Annotated in this window: 15 protein-coding genes; 13 read left to right on the top strand and 2 right to left on the bottom strand. The window is 73.2% G+C overall.

Going from position 1 to position 18,852, the window contains the following annotated elements:
- Positions 1-290: 290 nt before the first annotated feature.
- From ACFY3I_RS22950 to ACFY3I_RS22940, 3 genes are all read left to right on the top strand, one after another.
- On the top strand, positions 291-941 hold the full coding sequence (locus ACFY3I_RS22950) for a response regulator transcription factor (RefSeq protein ID WP_365292933.1): 651 nt from the start codon (positions 291-293) through the stop codon (positions 939-941).
- A gap of 125 nt (positions 942-1,066) precedes the next feature.
- The gene (locus tag ACFY3I_RS22945) at positions 1,067-1,726 is read left to right on the top strand and encodes a DUF4255 domain-containing protein (protein WP_365292934.1); all 660 of its coding nucleotides are present in this window, start codon (positions 1,067-1,069) and stop codon (positions 1,724-1,726) included.
- On the top strand, positions 1,723-3,687 hold the full coding sequence (locus ACFY3I_RS22940; RefSeq protein ID WP_390862294.1) for an ATP-binding protein: 1,965 nt from the start codon (positions 1,723-1,725) through the stop codon (positions 3,685-3,687). Before ACFY3I_RS22945 ends, ACFY3I_RS22940 begins: the two co-directional genes overlap by 4 nt.
- 48 nt (positions 3,688-3,735) lie before the next feature.
- Here the strand turns inward: ACFY3I_RS22940 and ACFY3I_RS22935 are convergent, their stop codons facing one another.
- Positions 3,736-5,175, bottom strand: a complete 1,440-nt coding sequence (locus ACFY3I_RS22935; RefSeq protein WP_390862292.1) for an RICIN domain-containing protein — start codon at positions 5,173-5,175, stop codon at positions 3,736-3,738.
- Complete coding sequence (locus ACFY3I_RS22930; protein ID WP_390862290.1) at positions 5,172-6,614, bottom strand: hydrolase; 1,443 nt, start codon at positions 6,612-6,614, stop codon at positions 5,172-5,174. The genes ACFY3I_RS22935 and ACFY3I_RS22930 overlap by 4 nt, the downstream gene beginning before the upstream one ends.
- Before the next feature lie 493 nt (positions 6,615-7,107).
- Here ACFY3I_RS22930 and ACFY3I_RS22925 point away from each other — a divergent pair, with 493 nt between their 5' ends.
- The 10 genes from ACFY3I_RS22925 (at position 7,108) to ACFY3I_RS22880 (ending at position 18,834) form a co-directional block, all read left to right on the top strand.
- Positions 7,108-8,691 carry a phage tail sheath subtilisin-like domain-containing protein gene (locus ACFY3I_RS22925; RefSeq protein WP_365292940.1) on the top strand — a complete coding sequence of 528 codons (1,584 nt, stop codon included), beginning with the start codon at positions 7,108-7,110 and terminating at the stop codon, positions 8,689-8,691.
- Positions 8,692-8,753: 62 nt separating this feature from the next.
- A complete protein-coding gene (locus ACFY3I_RS22920; RefSeq protein ID WP_351494137.1) occupies positions 8,754-9,197 on the top strand; it encodes a phage tail protein in 444 nt (147 codons plus the stop codon).
- Complete coding sequence (locus ACFY3I_RS22915; RefSeq protein ID WP_365292941.1) at positions 9,197-9,667, top strand: hypothetical protein; 471 nt, start codon at positions 9,197-9,199, stop codon at positions 9,665-9,667. The genes ACFY3I_RS22920 and ACFY3I_RS22915 overlap by 1 nt, the downstream gene beginning before the upstream one ends.
- Positions 9,664-9,831, top strand: a complete 168-nt coding sequence (locus tag ACFY3I_RS22910) for a DUF6760 family protein (protein WP_365292943.1) — start codon at positions 9,664-9,666, stop codon at positions 9,829-9,831. Before ACFY3I_RS22915 ends, ACFY3I_RS22910 begins: the two co-directional genes overlap by 4 nt.
- 2,785 nt (positions 9,832-12,616) lie before the next feature.
- Positions 12,617-13,264: a hypothetical protein gene (locus ACFY3I_RS22905; RefSeq protein WP_390862287.1), complete on the top strand. Its 648-nt coding sequence runs from the start codon at positions 12,617-12,619 to the stop codon at positions 13,262-13,264.
- Between the two features lie 39 nt (positions 13,265-13,303).
- Entirely contained in the window at positions 13,304-13,726 is a 423-nt protein-coding gene (locus ACFY3I_RS22900) for a phage tail protein (RefSeq protein WP_093500599.1), read from the top strand.
- 22 nt (positions 13,727-13,748) lie between these two features.
- Positions 13,749-14,471 carry a LysM peptidoglycan-binding domain-containing protein gene (locus ACFY3I_RS22895; protein ID WP_362170606.1) on the top strand — a complete coding sequence of 241 codons (723 nt, stop codon included), beginning with the start codon at positions 13,749-13,751 and terminating at the stop codon, positions 14,469-14,471.
- Positions 14,471-16,378 carry a VgrG-related protein gene (locus tag ACFY3I_RS22890; RefSeq protein ID WP_390862285.1) on the top strand — a complete coding sequence of 636 codons (1,908 nt, stop codon included), beginning with the start codon at positions 14,471-14,473 and terminating at the stop codon, positions 16,376-16,378. Before ACFY3I_RS22895 ends, ACFY3I_RS22890 begins: the two co-directional genes overlap by 1 nt.
- A gap of 45 nt (positions 16,379-16,423) precedes the next feature.
- A complete protein-coding gene (locus ACFY3I_RS22885; protein ID WP_360480399.1) occupies positions 16,424-16,867 on the top strand; it encodes a GPW/gp25 family protein in 444 nt (147 codons plus the stop codon).
- A 5-nt stretch (positions 16,868-16,872) separates the two neighbouring features.
- A complete protein-coding gene (locus ACFY3I_RS22880) occupies positions 16,873-18,834 on the top strand; it encodes a putative baseplate assembly protein (protein WP_390862283.1) in 1,962 nt (653 codons plus the stop codon).
- Positions 18,835-18,852 lie beyond the last annotated feature (18 nt).

Raw genomic sequence — 18,852 nt, 5'->3', positions numbered from 1 at the left:
GGGGTGCCGGCGGGAGAGGTTGTGGGGAGCCGTGACGACCGCCGGGTTTGTTGCCGGGTCGGCACAATTCGGGGTGGGACCAGTCGCCCGGCCTTCTCGGGGCGCGGGGAACTGCGCGAGCGACCCCCACCGGCCCGCGGTCACCCACCACCCTCGCCGCCCCCCACATCTCGTGGTCCACCTCGTGGTCGTCCACGATTGTCGTTGCCCCTTTGGACCCATCAGGCTGGGTACTCCCGCCCGTCACCATTCCCTCAGGGGTGACGGGCACGTGGACATTGGGGAAGAGGTTGGTCATCAACAGCTCGTCGGCGCCGGGCGTCCGCACGCCCGTCGCGGTGTACGCACCGGACCCGATATCCCGTGAGGGTGCGCTCAGCCAGCTGCGCCGGCACCCGGAGATCGAGTTGCGCGATGAGTCCGAGACCGGCCCCGGTACGGTCGCCCTGCTCATCAGCGACAGCCTGGACGAACCGGAACTGACCCGGCTGCGCCGCGTCGTGCGCAGCGAGGGCGCGCGAGCCGTGCTGGTGGTCGGGGCGCTGCGCGAGACCGAACTGCTCGACGTCATCGAGTGCGGGGTCGGCGCCATCGTCTGGCGGCACGAGGCCACCGAGCTGCGGCTCGTGCAGGCCGTGCTCGCGTCCGCCCGCGGCGACGGCGACCTGCCGGCCGACCTGCTCGGCCGGCTGATCAACCAGGTCGGTACGTTGCACCGTAACGCCGCGGGCCGCCCGGGCGCCCCGGCCTCCGGGCTGTCCGCCCGCGAGGTCGACGTACTGCGGCTGGTCGCCGAGGGACTCGACACCGGTGAGATCGCCAGCAAGCTGTCCTACTCCGAGCGCACCGTAAAGAACGTCATGCACGGGCTGACGACCCGGCTGCACCTGCGCAACCGGGCACACGCCGTGGCCCATGCCCTCCGGGAAGGCTACATCTGACCGAACGGGCAGCACGCACCGGTTCCCGGGCAGCGTGGTCTGCCCGGCCGTTCCTGCGGGTGCGGCGGGCGTGAAGGGCAGGATGGGGACGAGTGCGTACAGGTCCATGGGGTGGTGAGTGAGGCGTGATCCACGAGGTGGACCAGGTGTTGCGGAACCTGCTGACCGGCGGTGCGCTGGCGGGTTCCGGTATCGACGTCGCCTTCGACGCCCCGACCCGCGACTGGGCGGCCCGCCGCAACGGCCCGGTGATCAACACCTATCTGTACGACATCCGCGAGGACGTGAAACGGCGTCAGCGCGGGCACATCGACGTCCGCGACGACCGGGACGTCGTCGTCAAGCGCAGGCAGCCGCCCCGCTGGTTCCGGCTGTCGTACCTGGTGACGGCGTGGACCAAACGGCCCGAGGACGAGCACCGGCTGATCAGCGCCGTGCTGGCGACCCTGATTCCGAGGGAGCTGATCCATCCCGGCGAACTGCCGCCCTCCCTGCGCGAACTGGGGCTGACCGTGCAGCTGTCGGTGGCCGGTATCCAGACCGAGGCCCGTTCGCTGGCGGAGATCTGGTCCGCGCTCGGCGGTGAGCTCAAGCCCTCCCTGGACGTCGTCATCACGGCCCCCTTCCCGGCCTACCCCGAGTACGACGCCGGTCCGCCGGTCACCGAGGGCGCCGCCGTCCGCGTCCGCTCGGGGCTGGAGGAGGACGCCCCGGTCCTGGAGGAGCGGGCCCACCGGCCCGGCCAGATCGAGCAGGCCAAGGCCGCCCGGGGGACCCGGGCGTGACCCTCGACGTCTCCCTGACGCCGGCCGCACCGCTGCTCACCAGGCTCGCGGAGCTGCGGGACCGGGTCGCCGCGCTGGTCGCCCACCGGTCGGCCGACGATCCCACGGCCACCGACCCGCTGCGCGGCCTCTACCTGTCCGAGGACGCGGTACGGCACTTCCTGCGTCCGGTGACCCCGGCCGAACTGCCGGACCTGAAGGCGGACTTCCCCGACCGGCTGGCCGAGCTCGCCGCCCGTCTCGGGCTCACCCCGCTCGACATTACGATCCTGCTCATCGCGCTCGCCCCGGACCTGGACCGCGCCTTCGAGCCGTTGTACGGCTACCTCAACGACGACGTCGGCCGCCGCCGCGCCACCATCGCCCTCGCCCTCGACCTGTTCGGCGTCCCGGCCCACCTCGCCGAGGCGCGCGCCCGCTTCCACCCCACCGCCCCGCTCACCGCGCTCGGCCTGCTCGTCGTGGAGGAACCCGAACGCCCCTTCCTCAGCCGGTCGTTGCGCGTACCCGACCGGGTCCTGTCCCACCTTCTCGGCGACGACACCCCCCACCCGGCGCTGGCCGGGCACCTGCGCGTGCCGTCGTACGACGGTGCGACCGCCGTCGAGGAGGACGCGGAGTTCGTCGGGCGGCTGGCCGCACGGATCGCCGCCGGGCCGTTCTTCGGGTACCTGCGGGAGCGCCGGGAGGGCGAGGGCCTCGGCTGCGCGGGCGCCGCCCTGCGACTGGCCGGCCGTGAGGCCCTGCACTACACCGGCCCCGAGGAGCACGTTGCGGAGCTGCTCCGGGAAGCCCGCCTCGGCGGCCGCGCGGTACTCGTGGACACGGCTCGGCCCCGGCCGTTCGCGGTGGAACTGAGCGGCCTCTCCGACGTGACGGTGCTGATCACCACCTCGCACCCCTACGACCCCCAGTGGTGCGACCACCGCGACCCGCTCGTCCTGGAGGTGCCGTCCCGGCGCGCCGTCGCCGTGGACGCCTGGGCGGCCGCACTGCCCGACTCGGCCGGGTTCGACCTGGCCGCCACCGTCGCCCCGTACCACCTGGGCGGCGACCGGCTGGCCCGCGCGGCGCGGGCGGCGCGGGCGCTGGCCGCCTTCGACGGCACCCCGCTGTCCGCGAACCACCTGCGGCTGGCCGCCCGCCAGCAGTCGGCGTCCGGGCTCGAACAGCATGCCCGCCGGATCCGGCCGGCCGTCGACTGGCGGGACCTGGTCCTGCCGGAACGCCCGCTCACCGAGCTGCGCGAACTCGCCCTGCGGGCCCGGCACCGCGACCGGGTGCTCGGTGACTGGCGGCTGAGCGCGGGCGGCGGCCGGGGCCGTGGCGTCCTCGGCCTGTTCGCGGGCGACTCGGGCACGGGCAAGACCCTGTCGGCGGAGGTGGTGGCCGCCGAGCTCGGACTCGACCTGTACGTCGTCCAGCTCTCCTCGGTGGTCGACAAGTACGTCGGCGAGACCGAGAAGAACCTGGAGCGCATCTTCACCGAGGCCGACCGCACCGACGCCGTGCTGCTCTTCGACGAGGCGGACGCCGTGTTCGGCAAGCGCTCCGAGGTCAAGGACGCCCACGACCGGTACGCCAACCTGGAGTCGGCCTATCTCCTCCAGCGACTGGAGGCCTTCGACGGCATCGCGCTGCTCACCACGAACCTGCGCGCCAACATCGACGAGGCCTTCACCCGCCGCCTGGACCTGGTGATCGACTTCCCGTTCCCCGAGGAGGAGCAGCGGCTTGCGCTGTGGCGGCACGGGCTGGTCCATGTGCCGAGCGAGCCGGACATCGAACTTGGCCCGCTGGCGCGTGACTTCGAGCTGGCCGGCGGTGCCATCCGCAGTGCCGTGGTCACCGCCGCCTACCTGGCCGCCGGGTCCGGTCAGCCGGTCTCCGCGGCGGATCTCCTGGAAGGCGCCCGCCGCGAATACCGCAAGGCGGGCCGCCTGGTGCCGGGCACCTGGTGACGGGCCGTCTGGTGCCGGGCACCCGCTGACGGGCGCCCGGTGCCGGACCTAGGGCGCCGAGGGGTGCACGATGTGCCACTCCTGGTCGTCGCTGACCGAGCAGTTGAACAGGGTGAGGTCGGTGTCGTTGCCGCCGGTGCTGGAGCCGGCCACGTCCAGGCAGAGGTTGTCGCTGGCGAAGTTGCGGATCCAGTAGGCGCCGCTGGGTGTCTTCTCGATCCACCAGAGCTGGTTGTCGTTCTTGGTGCCGTCGCACTTGAACTCGGTGATCGGTGTGGACAGTGCCGCCGGACCGTTGTACGGCAGGTCCATGCAGAGCTGGTCCTTCACGTTGCGGATCTGGAAGAGCGCGGCCGAGCCCGGTCCGTCCTTCGGGTAGCGCACCTCCAGGTTCCACAGCTGGTTGTCCGCGGTGGTCTCGTTGCAGGTGTACTCCCGCACCGGTCCGTTGCTGGTCCCCTTCTCGTATCCGGGGATGTCCACGCACTTCTTGGTGGTGGTGTTGCGCAGCAGGACGTTGTACGCGGTTACGACGGGCTTCGGCGCCTTCTTCTTCGTGGCCTTGGGGGACGGCTGGGCCTGGCCGCCGCCGCCCGCCTTGGTCCCGGACGGTGCGCTGTCCTCGTGGGGCGGCTGCTCGACCGGTGCCGGTGAGGGCGGCGGCGCGGCGGCCAGGGGTGCGTTCGGGGTGGCACTGGGCGGGAGCGAACTGACGACCCCCGTCTCCTGGACCTCCTGGGCGAGGGTCTTCACCTGGGGTTTGTAGGCGAACCAGATCAGGGCGAAGGTGATGGCGAGTGCCAGCAGGGTGCCGAAGAGGGTGGCCAGCCAGCGGGGCAGGAAGCCGCGCTGGACGTACGTCCCGTCCACAGGCTGTGGACTGACTCCGGTGCGCAGCACGGTGAGGACGTAGGGCCGCTGTTCCTTCGGCCCGAACCAGATGATCTTCCGGGGCTTGAGGGTGGCCTTGATGAAGGCGGCGCGGCCGGGTTCGATCTGGACGTTGCTCGGGTGCAGGTCGTAGGCGAGCTGGTCGCCGTGGTCGCTGCCGCTGACGGAAGCGGTGAGCCTGGTGTTGCCGAGGTTGTCGATGGCGAGCTTCGGACGGCCCCGGAAGCGGCCCTTGACGACGGGCGGGACCAGCTCGGCCCGCAGCTCGGTGAAGGGCGTGATGGTCAGGTTGCCCTCGGGGACGGTGACGGCCTCGGGGTGTTCGGTGGGGGTGATGCGGACCGCGTACGGGTTGGGTCCCGCCGCCGCGTCCGGAGTGCGGGGCGGGGCGAAGGCCAGCTCCACCGTGCCGGTGGTGCCGGGGTAGAGCCGGAGCGTCCGCGGCTCGACGGCCGTCCAGGGGGAGACCGGCCCGACGGGCTCGAAGTGGTACTCGTCGACGACGTCCCCGGTGTTGCGCAGCCGCAGCCGCACCCGCGTGCTGCCACCCGGGTCGACGGTCGCCGAGGCGGGTTCGAGGGAGGTCCACAGGGTCACGGGGTCACCGTCAGCTTGAAGGCTTCCAGCCACAGCGTGTTGTCGAGGGTGCCGACGAAGTCGAGGTCCGGGCGTGCGCCCTTGCACCACTGGTCGCCCCAGTCGTGGTCGCGGACCTTCGCGTAGTTGCAGCCCTGGCCGTTGCCGACGTTGAAGGCGAAGCCCTCGATGTAGGGATCGGCCGCCTTGGTGCCGCCGATGTAGTTGTCCTTGCCGTCGGGGACGATCGCCGTCCAGTTCGGCTTCCACCTGCCCTGGCCGTTGGTGGACTGGGGGTCGTAGACGAAGGCGTTGGCCGCGGAGCCCTGGACGCCGTACACCGCGATGTTGATCGCCTTGATCGGTACGTTCTTGCCGACCGTGCCAGCCATGGTGCCGTCGCAGACGGGCTTCTGCCAGCCGCGGCCCTGGACGTAGGCGCGGTAGCAGATGTGCCGGCCGGACGGGTCGTCGGCGGCCAGGCGGTTCACGGCGGTGGCCGCGGTGTCCTGCTTGGGCTTGGCGGTCACGGTGGCCGTCGCACCGCCGCCACCGCCACCCCCGCCGCCTCCGCCGTTGCCGCCGCCGTCCCCGGCGTCCGGGGCGACGGGCGGGGTGGAGGCCGTGAAGCTGGGCGCCGGCGGCGGGGTCGGCGTGGCCGAGGGGCTGGGCGCGAGCGAACTCACCCCCGCCTCCTGGATCTGCTCCTCGGCGAGGGTCCTGACCTGCGGCTTGTAGTTGAACCAGATCAGGGCGAAGGTGATGGCGAGTGCCAGCAGGGTGCCGAAGAGGGTGGCCAGCCAGCGGGGCAGGAAGCCGCGCTGGACGTACATCCCCTCCACGGGCTCCGGCTTGAGGCCCGAGCGCTGGATGGTGAGCCGGTACGGCCGCTGCTCCTTCGGCCCGAACCAGATGATCTTCCGGGGCTTGAGCGTGGCGTCGACGAAGACCGCGCGGCCGGGTTCGATCTGGACGTTGCTGGGACGCAGGTCGTAGGCGAGCTGGTCGCCGTTGTCACTGCCGCCCACCGAGGCGGTGAGCCTGGTGTTGCCGAGGTTGTCGATGGCGAGCTTCGGGCGGCCCCGGAAGCGGCCCTTGACCGTCGGCGGGACCAGCTCGGCGCGCAGCTCGGTGAAGGGCGTGATGGTGAGGTTGCCCTCGGGGACCGTGACGGCCTCGGGGTGCTCCGTGGGCGTGACGCGCACGGCGTACGGGTTCGGCCCGGCCGTCGCGTCGGAGGTCCGCGGCGGGGCGAAGGTCAGCTCGACCGTGCCGGTGGTGCCCGGATAGAGCCGGAGCGTGGCAGGCTCGACGGTCGTCCACGGGGAGACGGGACCGACCGGTTCGAAGCGGTACTCGTCGACGACGTCACCCGTGTTCCGCAATCGCAGACGGACGCGGGTGGAGGACCCGGGGTCCACGGTCGCGGAGGCGGGTTCCAGGGAAGTCCACAGGCTCACGCGTCGACGCTATGCGGGGCGCGAAGCGGACGCAGCGGACCACGGGGCAGACCGCGGTGCCGCAGGGGCCGGGCTCGTTGCCCCCGCGGCCGGTCCAGGGGCCGGATCGCCCGCCGGCCGGGTCCCGGTGGAGGGCCGCCCTCCCCTCGCCGGCCGCCGCCCCGGCGAGTTCGGCCCTCCGGGCCGCCTCCGGGTCCTCGAGCGGGGGTCCGGCCGCCCGGCCCGGTGGTCTCGGTCCCCACCTGAAGTGCCCCGCCGCGAGGCCCTCGGCAAGGGCGTCCCTCCTCCGTACCCGGCGGGCGCCGGACACCGGAAGGTCCGCACGGGCAGCCCCCGGGGCAGTTCCGTCCCCCGGCCGGGCAGGGGGAACGGGGCACCTGCCCTTGGGGGCAACGACGTTGCCCGCGAACAGGCACCGGAGGACGTTTCGGGATGCGCGCTTCGCGCGTGAGGGTGGGAATGTTCCTGTCTCGTACCCCGAGGAGAGCAGAGCATGCCGTCCTACCTGTCGCCCGGCGTCTACGTCGAGGAGGTGGCCAGCGGCTCGCGCCCCATCGAGGGGGTGGGCACGTCGGTGGCGGCCTTCGTGGGCCTGGCCCCGACCGGTCCGCTGAACGAGCCGACGCTGGTGACCAACTGGACGCAGTACGTCGCGTCCTTCGGTGAGTTCACCGACGGGTACTACCTCGCGCACTCCGTCTACGGCTTCTTCAACAACGGTGGCACGGCCGCCTACGTCGTCCGTGTCGGAGGCACCAAGGAAGGCGCCGAGGGCGCCGTCGACGCGCCCGCCGCCGTGTCCGGTTCGGCCACGCCGGCCGCGCTGCCGCCCGGCGAGGCCAAGCAGCTGGGCACCTTCACGGTGAGCGCGGTGGCCTCGGGCGACCTGAGCGTCGAGGTCTCCGACCCGGAGGGCGAAGGCCCCGCCGAGCGCTTCAAGCTCGTCGTCAAGGACGGCGGCAAGGCCGTCGAGTCCTTCGACGTGACCGCGAAGAAGGGCGGCCGCAACTACGTCGTCACGCAGGTCAAGGAGCGCTCCAAGCTCATCACCGTGACCGAGGCGGCGCCCGCCGCGCAGCTGGCCCGTCCGGACAACCAGACGGTGGCCCTGGTGGCCCCGACCCCGTCCCCGGCGTCCGCGTCCCCCGTCGCGGACGCCGGCTCCCACCCCGGCCCCGCCACCTACCTGGGCGACTCGGCCGACCGCACCGGCTTCGGCGGCCTGGAGGCCGTCGACGAGGTGTCCATGGTGGCCGTGCCCGACCTGATGGCCGCCTACCAGCGCGGCGCGATCGACCTGGAGGCCGTCAAGGCCGTCCAGCTCGGCCTGATCGCGCACTGCGAGCTGATGGGCGACCGGGTCGCGGTCATCGACCCGCCGCCGAGCCTCAACGCCCGCCAGATCCGCGTCTGGCGCCAGGAGACGGCCGGCTACGACTCCAAGTACGCGGCCCTGTACTACCCCTGGATCAAGACCTTCGACCCGGCCTCCGGTCAGTCCCGGCTGATCCCGCCGTCCGGCCACGTGGCCGGCGTCTGGGCCCGCAACGACGCCGAGCGCGGTGTCCACAAGGCCCCCGCCAACGAGGTGATCCGCGGCGCGGTCGACCTGGAGCTCCAGATCACCCGCGGCGAGCAGGACCTGCTGAACCCGATCGGCGTCAACTGCATCCGTGCCTTCCCGGGCCGCGGCATCCGCATCTGGGGCGCGCGCACGCTCTCCTCCGACCCGGCCTGGCGCTACCTGAACATCCGCCGGTACTTCAACTACCTGGAGGAGTCGATCCTGATCGGCACCCAGTGGGTGGTCTTCGAGCCCAACGACCACAACCTCTGGGCCCGCATCCGGCGCAACATCTCCGCGTTCCTGGTCAACGAGTGGCGCAGCGGCGCCCTCTTCGGGCAGCGGCCCGAGGAGGCGTACTACGTCAAGTGCGACGAGGAGACCAACCCGCCGGAGTCCGTCGACGTCGGCCGCGTGATCTGCGAGATCGGCATCGCGCCGGTCAAGCCCGCCGAATTCGTGATCTTCCGGCTGGCCCAGTTCTCCAGCGGCAGCGGCGAACTCCAGGAGTAGCGGACCCCCGGGTCCCCAACCCCTTATTTTCCAGGCATCTTGAGAAGAACGGGCAGTAACACATGAGTCTCCAGCCGGGTGACGCCCTCACATCGCACAATTTCGGCCTGCAGATCGACGGCGTGATGGTCGAGTACCTCGCCGAGGTCAGCGGCATGACGATGGAGCAGGACGTCATCACCTACCAGCAGAACACGCCGGACGGGAAGAACCACGTCCGCAACCTGCCGGGCGTGAAGAAGAACGGCACCTGCACGGTCGTACGCGGTATGACCCAGTCCTCGTCGTTCACCCAGTGGATCAACGAGTCGATCAACGGCCAGATGGCCACGGCCCGCAAGAACGCCTCCATCATCATGATGGACTTCGAGAACAACCCGGTGAAGCGCTACAACCTGCGCAACGCCTGGTGCAGCAAGATCGACACCAGCACGGTCAAGGCGGGCGAGGCGTCCGCCCTGACCGAGTCGGTGACCATCACGTTCGAAGAACTGGTCATCGAGTAATGAGGCGTTCGGCTGTCAGGGCCCAGGGCGTGGGCGCGCCGCTCGCATCGGAGGAGCCCGCGCCCCAGGCCCCTCAGCAACCGGAGACACCCGTCGAGGTGCTGCGCACGGAGTTCCCGTTCCAGCTGCCCCGCGGGTACGTCGACGAGCAGGGCACCGTCCACCGCGACGGCGTGATGCGGCTGTCGACGGCGCGGGACGAACTGATCCCGCTGCGGGACGTGCGCGTCCAGGAGAACCCCGCGTTCCTGTCGGTGGTGCTGCTCGGCCGGGTGATCACCCGGCTGGGCACGCTCGCCTTCGTCCACGACGGGGTGGTGGAGAACATGTTCGCCTCCGACCTGGCGTTCCTGCAGGACTTCTACCGGCAGATCAACGCGGAGGGCCACACCCGGGCCGCGGTCAACTGCCCGCACTGTTCGGAGCCCTTCGAGGTGGAACTCGGCGGGAGCCGCCTGGGGGAATCGTGACGTACGCGACCGACCGGCTGCACGAGGAGATCGCGTACGTCGCCTACCACTTCCACTGGAGCCTGGAGGACATCCTGGACCTGGAGCACGCCGATCGCCGCCGGTACACGGCGGAGATCGCGTCCCTGGTGACCCGGGCGTCCTCCGCAGGGGCGGAGGGCTGAGCAAGTGGGCTTGTGGGAACGGATGCGGGGACGCGGGGCGGCGGAGAGCACGCCCGAAGCCGTCGTCGAGACGCCGCGACCCGCGCAGGCGGCGCCACCCGTGGTGGCGGCGGCCTGGTCCGGGCTGCCGCCGATCCAGCGTGCGCTGGGGCGGGCCGGCGGACCGGTCGCCGACTCCGGGTTCGGCGGCAGGCTGCCGACCTGGCAGAACCCGTCGTTCATGGGCACGCGTTCGCACGCGGTCCTGGACGGCGAGTCGAGCGCGGGCCTGTCCGGCCGCGGCCGCACCGGCCTGACGGGCACGGGAGCCGTGTCCGGCCTGGAACGCCCGGTGCAGCGGCTGCCGGTGTCCGGCCCGGCCGGCCCGGCCGCCGCGACGGGCCCGGTCGCCGGCCGGGCGTCGACCGTCCCTCTGGTGCCGCTGCGGGCGGTACGGGCACCGTCGGCGACGCCGGCCGCGACCGGCGGCCCGGCTTCGGCGCCGGGACCTTCCGCCCCGGCCGGCCCGGCCGGCGGCGGGCGTTCCGCCGGTGGTGCGGGTGCCGTTCCGGGGGTGGTCGCGAGGTCGGCCGCCCCGGCGAGCCCGGCCGCCGCGAGTCGTCCGGGTGCCCTTCCTGCGGTGGCCGCGAGGCCGGTCGCCTCCGCGAGCCCGGTCACGTCCACGCGCCCGGCGGCCTCCACGCGCCCGGCCGCCTCCGGTGCCGGGAGTCCCGGCACCGTCCCGTCCGGGACCGCGGCTACGACCACGGCGGGTGCCGTGCGGTCGTCCGGGTCCGCCGGTGGCAGCGGGTCCGCCGGTTCGGCCGGTGGCAGCGGGTCCGCCGGTTCGGCCGGTGCGGCGGTCCAGCGGGCCGTGGCGGTGCAGCGGGTGCCGTCGGCGGGGCGACCCGCTGGTGGCGCGACCGCGGGGCCGACAGCGGCCGGAGCGGGCGCGGGAACGGTACAAAGCGGGGGGAGCACGCCGTCCGCGTCCTCGTCCCCGGCGCCTTCGGTCCCGTCGGCGTCCGCCACACCGTCCGCCTCGTCCGCCTCCTCGGCTCCCACGGGACCCTCCGCCGGGCCGGTCTCCTCGGCCCCGTCGGTCCGGTCGGCGTCCGCCGCCGCCTCTTCCTCCTCTTCCGGCTCGCCGGCCTCCACCGGCTCGCCGGCCAACACCGGCTCGCCGGTCTCCGCCGCCCCGTCGGCCTCCGCGGCACCCGGCGTCCCGAGGAACTCAGGGGCCGGGACGCGGGCGGTGCCGGCTGTGCAGCGGGCCGTCGCTCCGGCAGCCGTGCCGGTGGCATGGGCGCCGCAGTCGCTTCCCGTCGCGCCCGCTCCGGCCACCGGCCCGCGGGTCGCGGCCGCGCCGCCCGTCCCGGCTCGCCGGGGCGCCCTGACCCACGCGCCGGTGGGCCCGGCCGTGACGGCCGTGCAGCGGCGGACGCTGCCGTCGGCACCCAGGAGGCCGGCCACCGAAAGCGCGGTGCCGCCGTCCGGCGAGGGCGACCGAACCGGAGGCGTACGGCGCGCGGCCGACGCCGGGGAGCCGGCGGTGAGCGACGGCCGGCCCTCGCCCCCGGGCGGCGGCGGTGGTACCTCCGTAGGCACCGACCCGGTGACGGCACCGGCACCGGCCGTCGTACAGCGCTCCCTTGGCGCTGCCGCGGTGTCGGCTCCCGAGGTTCCCCGGGATCCCGGGGGAACGCGGAAGCCCGGGGGCGCGCCGTCCTCCCCGCCCGCGCCGGCATCTCCGCGCCCGCCGTCCCCGACGCCCGCGCCCTCCACCGAGTCCCCGGACCGTGGTGGGCCCTCCGGCATGTCCGGCGCCGGGACGCTGCCCCCGGTCCAGCGCCGTACGGAAGCCACCGCCGCCGTCCCGCACCGCCCGGCCACGGCGAGCCCCGCACCGCCGCCGGTGACCGGCACCGCCGCCGAGGCCGCGCCTGCCGCCGGGTCACCGAGTGAGCGCGCCGCGGCCCCTCGGGCCGCGATCCGTGGCCGCGGGACGACCGTGCAGCGCCGGGTTCCGGAGAACCCGGCCGTCCCCGATGCCGTTCCGGCTGCCGTGCCGATGCCGTCGCGTGGGCCCGACCGGGCCATGCCGTCCGGCAGTTCGACGTCGTCCCCGGCCGGGGTTCCGGCTCCCGGCGCCCCCCGCCCGGGTCTCGGCGCTCCCGTCGCGGGTCCGGCCGGTGCCTCGGTGACGGACGGCGGCAGGGACGGCGGGGGCGGAACGGCCGCGACCGTGCAGCGGCGGCGGACGACGGGGAACGCCTCGGTGCCCTCCTCATCCGCTGCCCCTACCCCGGCGCGTGCGCGGGCGGACGTCCCGGCCGCGACGACCGGGCCGACCTCCGTGCCGCCGTCCCCCGTTACGTCCACCCCCACCACGTCGACTCACACCACGTCCGACCCCGTATCGACGTCCGCACCGGTGTCCGGTCCGCCGTCCGGTCCTCCGTCCGGCCCGGCCCCCGTGCAGCGGGCCGTGCCGACCGCGGCCCGTGCCCCCCGCCTCGGTCTCGGCGCCCCCGTGGCCGGTCCGGCCGCGAGCGCGGCTCCCGCGCAGCCGGCCGGTCGTGGGGCCGCGGTTCCGCCCGTGCAGCGCAGGCAGGCCCCGGGCGGCCCCGTGGACCGGCCGGCCACCGTCCCCGGTCCGGCTTCCGAAGCGCCCCGGCGGGAACCGCGGGCCGCCGCGGCAGGTCTGCCGGGTCCGGCGCCCGAGGCCGTCGGACCCGCCCCCGCCGCTCCGGTGAAGCCGCCGACCCCGTCTCCCTCCGCACCCGCCACGCCAGGTCCCTCGCCGATGCCCCCCTTCGTCCAGCGTGCCGCGGCCGATGCCGCGGGCGGTCGCCCGGCCGCCGCTCCGCGCGGTCCGCTGCCGGCCCCGCCCGCGACCGCGCCGCCGTCCGTCGCCGGACCCGGGCCGGTCACCCGGTCCCCCTTCGTGCAGCGGGCGGTGGCTCCTCCCGCCGCGTCGCCCGTCGGGCGGGCCGGCACCGCCACGCCACCCGCGCACCCCGTGGCCCTGCGCGCCACCACCCCGATCTCCGCCACCGCGCCGCTCCCGGTCGCGCCCCTCGGCCGTCCGACCGTGCAGCGCGACGCGCTCCCCGTCACCGCCGTGAAGGAGCCGCCGGTCACCGTCGCGGGTCCCAAGGCCACGGTGACCCGGGCCGAGCGGCAGCCGCCGCACCCCAACGGTCCGCCACCCCCGTTCCCCGGCTCCGGGTCCGGATCGTCCGGGTCGTCCGGGTCGTCCGGCTCCTCGGCCGAGGAGCCCCCGCCCGGGTACTCGGCGGTCGAGGCGGGCGGCTTCGATCCGCGTGCCCTCACCGAGTTCCAGGTCGACGCCCTGGTCCACCGGATCATCGACCGGATCACCCGGCACGTCCGCACCGAACTCCGCCGCGACCGCGAACGCGTGGGAAAGCTCCGCGACTTCCGCCCCTGACCACGACTTCAGCGCACCCACCCCACAGAAAGGCCCCCGATGGATCGCCAGGACCCGGGAACCACGGTCTGGTTCAGCCTCTCCATCGACGGCGAGGACCTCGGCTACTTCAACGGGTGCGAGGGACTGTCGTCGCAGGTGGAGATCGAGCAGCGGCAGGAGGGCGGCAACAACGGGTTCGTGTGGCAGCTGCCGACCCGTGTCACCTTCTCCCACATCCGGCTGACCCGTCCCCTCACCCCGGACACCTCGAAGGTGGCCAAGTGGATCTCGTCCGTGCAGACGGGGATCGAGCGGCCCACCGGGCAGATCACGGCGCTGCGCGCGGACGGTTCGGAGGTGGCCCGGTGGGGGCTGCTGGACGTGCTGCCGGTGAGCTGGCAGGGGCCCTCCCTGGACGCGGGCAATCCGTCCGTGGCCACGGAGGTCCTGGAGATAGCCCACCACGGCTTCACGGACTGACACAGAGGCGGACGGAGACATCATGGCCAGGAGCAGCCGGGGCGCCGGCAAGAGCCTCGTACGGGCCACCCTCGCGATCCATGAACCGCCCGTGGGCACCAGCACCAGCCCGGGCGGCATCATCAAGACGTTCGGGTTCGAGTTCAACCCGGCGGAGCTGTCGATCGGCCGCCGGGCGGACTGGAAGTCGTCGGCGGCGCCGATCGAACGGGACGGCGCGCTCCCGGAGTTCCTCGGCACCCACCCGCGTCAGATGAGCGTGGAGATCTTCCTGGACCGGTCCGACGACCCGGACAGCAACGACGTGATGAAGAAGGTGGAGTCGCTGCTGGCCTGCTGCGAGGTCACCGGCAAGAGCATCGCCGCCAAGCAGCCGTCGCCGCCCTGGGTGGTGTTCCAGTGGGGTTCGTTCTCGACCGCCCACTTCACCGCGTACGTGGCCTCCGTCGACGTCTCCTACTCGCTGTTCGGGACCAGCGGGATGCCGATCAGGGCCAGTTGCCGGCTCCAGCTGCACGAGATCCCGAGCAAGACCGCGGGCCAGAACCCGACCTCGGGCGCGCTCACCGCGCAGCGCGTGCACCGGGTCGTGGCCGGGGACTCGCTGCAGTCGCTGGCCTGGCGGGAGTACGGCAACGCGGCCGCCTGGCGGGCCATCGCCGACGCGAACGGGATCGACGACCCGGGGTGGCTGCCCACGGGGACGGAACTGGTGTTGCCGGCCGCCGAGGAGGTGCGGTCCTGATGGTGAAGCACGCTTTCTCGAACGTCGTCAAAGTCGTCATCGGCGGCAAGGAACTGACCGCCACCTCGGAGTACGGGCGGTATCTCGTCGACGCCCACGTGGACCAGGGCGTCGGGGTGCCCGCCGCCTTCCAGCTGACCTTCCGCGACCCGGGGCGCAAACTGCTGGGCAAGCTGGGCGTCCAGTTCGGCACCCCGGTGGTCATCACGCCGGTGTCCGACGGCCAGGGCACCGGCGACCCGCTGCTCACCGGCGAGGTCACCGGGATGGAGGCCGAGTACGACGGCACCGGCAGCTACGCGGTGGTCCGGGGCTACGACTACGGGTTCCGGCTGATGCGGCAGCGCCGGGTGGTCGCCTACCGCAACCAGACCGCCTCCGACATCGCCCGCAAGCTGGCCGCGCAGGACGGGGTGCCGATCGGGCGGATCCAGGCCACCAAGACCGTCTACGAGTTCATCTCCCAGTCGAACGTCACCGACTGGGACTTCCTGGCCAGGCTCGCCGACGAGAACGAGATGGTCATGTCGGTGGACGCCGACGGCAAGTTCCAGTTCGTGAAGCAGAAGAGCGCCTCCGGGGCGCCGTCGCCGCAGACCGACGGCGACAAGAGCCCGTTCGTGCTGGAGGCCGGGCACGACATCCTGCGGCTGCGCACCGCGGTCACCGCCTCCGACCAGGTGAACAAGGTCGAGTCGCGGGGCTGGGACGTGCGGACGAAGAAGACGCTCACGGCGACCGTGACCCCTGCCTCCAACACGAGCTACAGCATCGGCACCACCCCGGGCGCGGCGGCCGGCGAGTTCAAGACGACGAAGCTGGTCGAGACGCGCACGCCGTACGACAAGCAGTCCGAGGTGAAGTTCGCGGCCGACGCCCTCTCCGACGACGTCACCTCGACGTTCGCCGAGGTGGAGGTGGTCGTGCGGGGCAACCCGAAGCTGCGGCCGGGGGTTCCGGTGGCGCTCGCGGACGTCGGCGACCCCTTCGAGGGGAAGTACACGGTCACCTCGGTACGGCACGTCTTCGGCGACGCCAAACACTACGAGACCTGGGTGACGGTCAGCGGCCGCCAGTGGCGGTCCCTGTACGGTGTGGCCTCCGGCGGCGCCTCGGACGCCGGGACCGACCGGCAGCTGAGCGTGGCGCAGGCCCTCGTCACCGACGTGCAGGACCCGCTCCAGCAGGGGCGGGTGAAGCTCAAGTTCCCGTGGCTGGACGACACCTACGTCAGCGACTGGACGCGGAGCATGCAGTGGGGCGGGGTGCGCGGCGGCGGAGTGTTCCCGATGGACGTGGGGGACGAGGTGCTCGTCGCCTTCGACCGGGGCGCCCTCGACCACGCGTACGTCATCGGCGGCCTCTACAACGGCAAGGACAAGCCGACCCGGGTCAAGGACGTGCCGCTGCACGACGGCATGCGCGGCCGGGCCACCCGGCACACCGTCTCCGACCGGACCGGCAACCGCATGGACCTGCTCGACCAGCGGGGCCGTAAACAGGGCGTCCGGCTGGCCAGCGGCGACGACAGGCTCACCGTCTTCCTGGACCGGCAGAAGACCGAGATCACCGTGGACAGCAAGGGCAGCGTCTCCATCAAGGGCAGCAGGTCGGTGTCGGTCGAGGCCGGTGCCGACCTGTCCCTGAAGGCGGGGGGCGCGCTGAACATCACGAGCGGGGGACCGCTGTCCCTGCGGAGTGCGGCACTCGTCGACATCAAGGCGGGCGGCGCGGTCTCCATGACCGCCGGCGGCGCCGTGAACATGACGGCGGGCGGTGCGGCCTCGCTCACCGCGGGCGCCACGGTCCAGCTCACCGCGGCCCTCAACGTCGGCATCAAGGGCGCCACCTATCTGCTCATGGGCAAGGGCAGCGCCAACGGCCTGCCGCTGCCTCCGCCCTTCTGAGACGACCGACAGATCTGAGACGCCCCCGAACTCGAAGGAACACACATGGCAGAGCAGTTCGTAGGCTCCGGCTGGTCCTTCCCCCTGCGTATCGGCCCCACCGGAGGCATCGCCCTGGTCAGCGGGGAGAAGGAGGTGGAGGAGGCCATCCGCCTCATCCTCTCCACGGCCCCCGGCGAGCGCCCGATGCGGCCCGAGTTCGGCTGCGCCATCCACGACCTCGTCTTCGCGCCGGTCAACGAACAGACCGCCGGCCGTATCCAGCACGAGGTGCACGCGAGCCTCGACCGCTGGGAGCCCCGGATCGAGGTCGAGGACGTGGAGGTGACCACCGGCGCCGACCCGAGCGTGCTGATGATCGACGTCCGCTACTCGATCCGCGGCACCAACAACCCGCGCAGCCTGGTGTTCCCCTTCTACGTCATCCCCTCCCACGACGAGCCGGACCTGCCCCCCGCCTCCTCGGACTCCTCCGAAAGCGACCGCTGATCCCGATGGCCCTGCCCTCCCCGAACCTCGACGACCGCCGCTTCCAGCAGTTCGTCGACGACGCCAAGCGTTACATCCAGCAGCGCGCCCCGGAGTGGACCGACCACAACGTCTCCGACCCCGGCATCACACTGGTGGAGACGGTCGCGCACATGGCCGACCAGATCGTGTACCGCCTCAACCGGGTCCCGGAGAAGAACCACCTGGCCTTCCTGGACCTGGTCGGCATCACCCTGTTCCCGCCGTCCGCCGCCCGCACGGAGGTGACGTTCTGGCTGTCGGCGGCCCAGGAGGAACCGGTCCCGGTGCCGGTCGGCACCGAGGTGGCGACCCGCCGCACCGAGACCCAGGAGGCGGTGGTCTTCGCGACCGAGCGTGAACTGACCGTCGTGCCGAGCGAGCTGCGGCACCTGCTGCGCCAGCAGGAGGGCTCGGCCGTCGTCGACCTCACGCACGAACTCGCCGAGGGCAAGGACCTGTTGTGCTTCACCGAGTCGCCGAACCCCGGTGACTGCATGCTGCTCGGCCTGTCCGCCGCCGTCCCGCACTGCGCGGTCGCCCTGGACCTGGACAGCCGGGTCGACGGTGTCGGCGTGGACCCGCGGCAGCCGCCGCTGGTCTGGGAGGCGTGGACGGAGGACGGCTGGAAGGAGTGCGAGGTCGACCGGGACGGCACCGGCGGCCTGAACCGGCCGGGCGAGGTGGTGCTGCACGTCCCCGGCGGTCACGTGCTGTCCCGCAACGGCGGCCTGGAGGCCAGCTGGCTGCGCTGCCGGGTCACCGAGCCCCGCGCCGACCAGCCCTTCTACACCACCTCCCCGACGGTCAGGTTCGTCGAGGCCTGCACGGTGGGCGGCACCACCCGCGCCGTGCACGCGGAGACCGTGGAGGACGAGGCGCTCGGCGAGTCGACGGGCCTGCCCGGCCAGCGCCTGCGGCTCGCCCACGCCCCGGTGGTCGGGGACACCCCGCCGCTGCTCCTGCAGACCGCCGAACACGACGGCGACGGCGGCTGGGTGGACTGGCAGGTCGTCCCGCACTTCGCGGCCTCGGGACCGCGGGACCGGCACCTCACCCTCGACGCGACGACCGGTGAGATCGCCTTCGGCCCCGCGGTCCGGGAACCGGACGGCTCGCTGCGCCAGTACGGCACGGTGGCCCCGAAGGGCGCGGTCATCCGGGCCCGCCGCTACCGCACGGGCGGCGGCCGGGACGGCAACGTGGCCCGCGGGGCCGTGCAGATCCTGCGCTCCTCCATCCCGTACGTGGCGGAGGTCGTCAACCGGGAGGCCGCCCGCGGCGGGGTGGACGGCGAGACGGTCGCCGAGGCGAAGGTCCGCGCGCCGATCACGCTGCGCGCCCAGGAGCGTGCGGTGACCCTGCGCGACTACGAGGAACTGGCTCGCCGCGCCGCCCCCGAGACGGCCCGGATCACCTGCCTGGAGGGCGAGGAGAGCGAGCACGGGTCGTACGCGGTACGGGTGCTGGTGGTGCCGCAGGCGGTTCCGGACCCCGGTGGCCGGCTCCGGTTCGAGCAGCTGGTCCCCGGTGACGCCCTGCTGGACCGCATCACCCGCTACCTGGACGAACGGCGCCTGATCGGGACCCGCCTGGCGGTCGGGCCGCCCTTCTACCAGGGCGTCACGGTCGTCGCCACGGTCCACGCCTTCCGTGGCGTGGACGTCGACCGGGTCCGCCGCCAGGCCCACGACGCCCTCTACCGCCACCTGGACCCGCTGACCGGCGGCGCGGACGGCAAGGGCTGGCGGTTCGGGCGTCCCGTGCAGTCGGGCGAGGTCTTCGCGGTGCTGCAGCGCGTCCCCGGCATCGAGCTCGTCGACGAGGTGGTGCTGCACCCCGCCGACCCGCTCACCGGCAAGCGCGGCGACCCGACCGACCGCATCGACCTGGACGCCCCGTCCCTGGTCTTCTCCTACGACCACCGGGTCCGGGTGATCGGCGAATGACCGCGAACGACCGGATGG

It is taken from the genome of Streptomyces sp. NPDC001068, assembly GCF_042897315.1.
Taxonomy (GTDB): Bacteria; Actinomycetota; Actinomycetes; order Streptomycetales; family Streptomycetaceae; genus Streptomyces.
The sequence above is the reverse complement of the archived record's forward strand: the minus strand, read 5'-3'. Positions and strand labels throughout refer to the sequence as shown.

Bases quoted from the DNA above. Each gene is read 5' to 3' on its own strand.
- ACFY3I_RS22925 (WP_365292940.1), top strand. From the start codon at position 7,108: ATGCCGTCCTACCTGTCGCCCGGCGTCTACGTCGAGGAGGTGGCCAGC.
- ACFY3I_RS22920 (WP_351494137.1), top strand. From the start codon at position 8,754: ATGAGTCTCCAGCCGGGTGACGCCCTCACATCGCACAATTTCGGCCTG.
- ACFY3I_RS22915 (WP_365292941.1), top strand. From the start codon at position 9,197: ATGAGGCGTTCGGCTGTCAGGGCCCAGGGCGTGGGCGCGCCGCTCGCA.
- ACFY3I_RS22905 (WP_390862287.1), top strand. From the start codon at position 12,617: ATGCCCCCCTTCGTCCAGCGTGCCGCGGCCGATGCCGCGGGCGGTCGC.
- ACFY3I_RS22900 (WP_093500599.1), top strand. From the start codon at position 13,304: ATGGATCGCCAGGACCCGGGAACCACGGTCTGGTTCAGCCTCTCCATC.
- ACFY3I_RS22895 (WP_362170606.1), top strand. From the start codon at position 13,749: ATGGCCAGGAGCAGCCGGGGCGCCGGCAAGAGCCTCGTACGGGCCACC.
- ACFY3I_RS22890 (WP_390862285.1), top strand. From the start codon at position 14,471: ATGGTGAAGCACGCTTTCTCGAACGTCGTCAAAGTCGTCATCGGCGGC.
- ACFY3I_RS22885 (WP_360480399.1), top strand. From the start codon at position 16,424: ATGGCAGAGCAGTTCGTAGGCTCCGGCTGGTCCTTCCCCCTGCGTATC.
- ACFY3I_RS22880 (WP_390862283.1), top strand. From the start codon at position 16,873: ATGGCCCTGCCCTCCCCGAACCTCGACGACCGCCGCTTCCAGCAGTTC.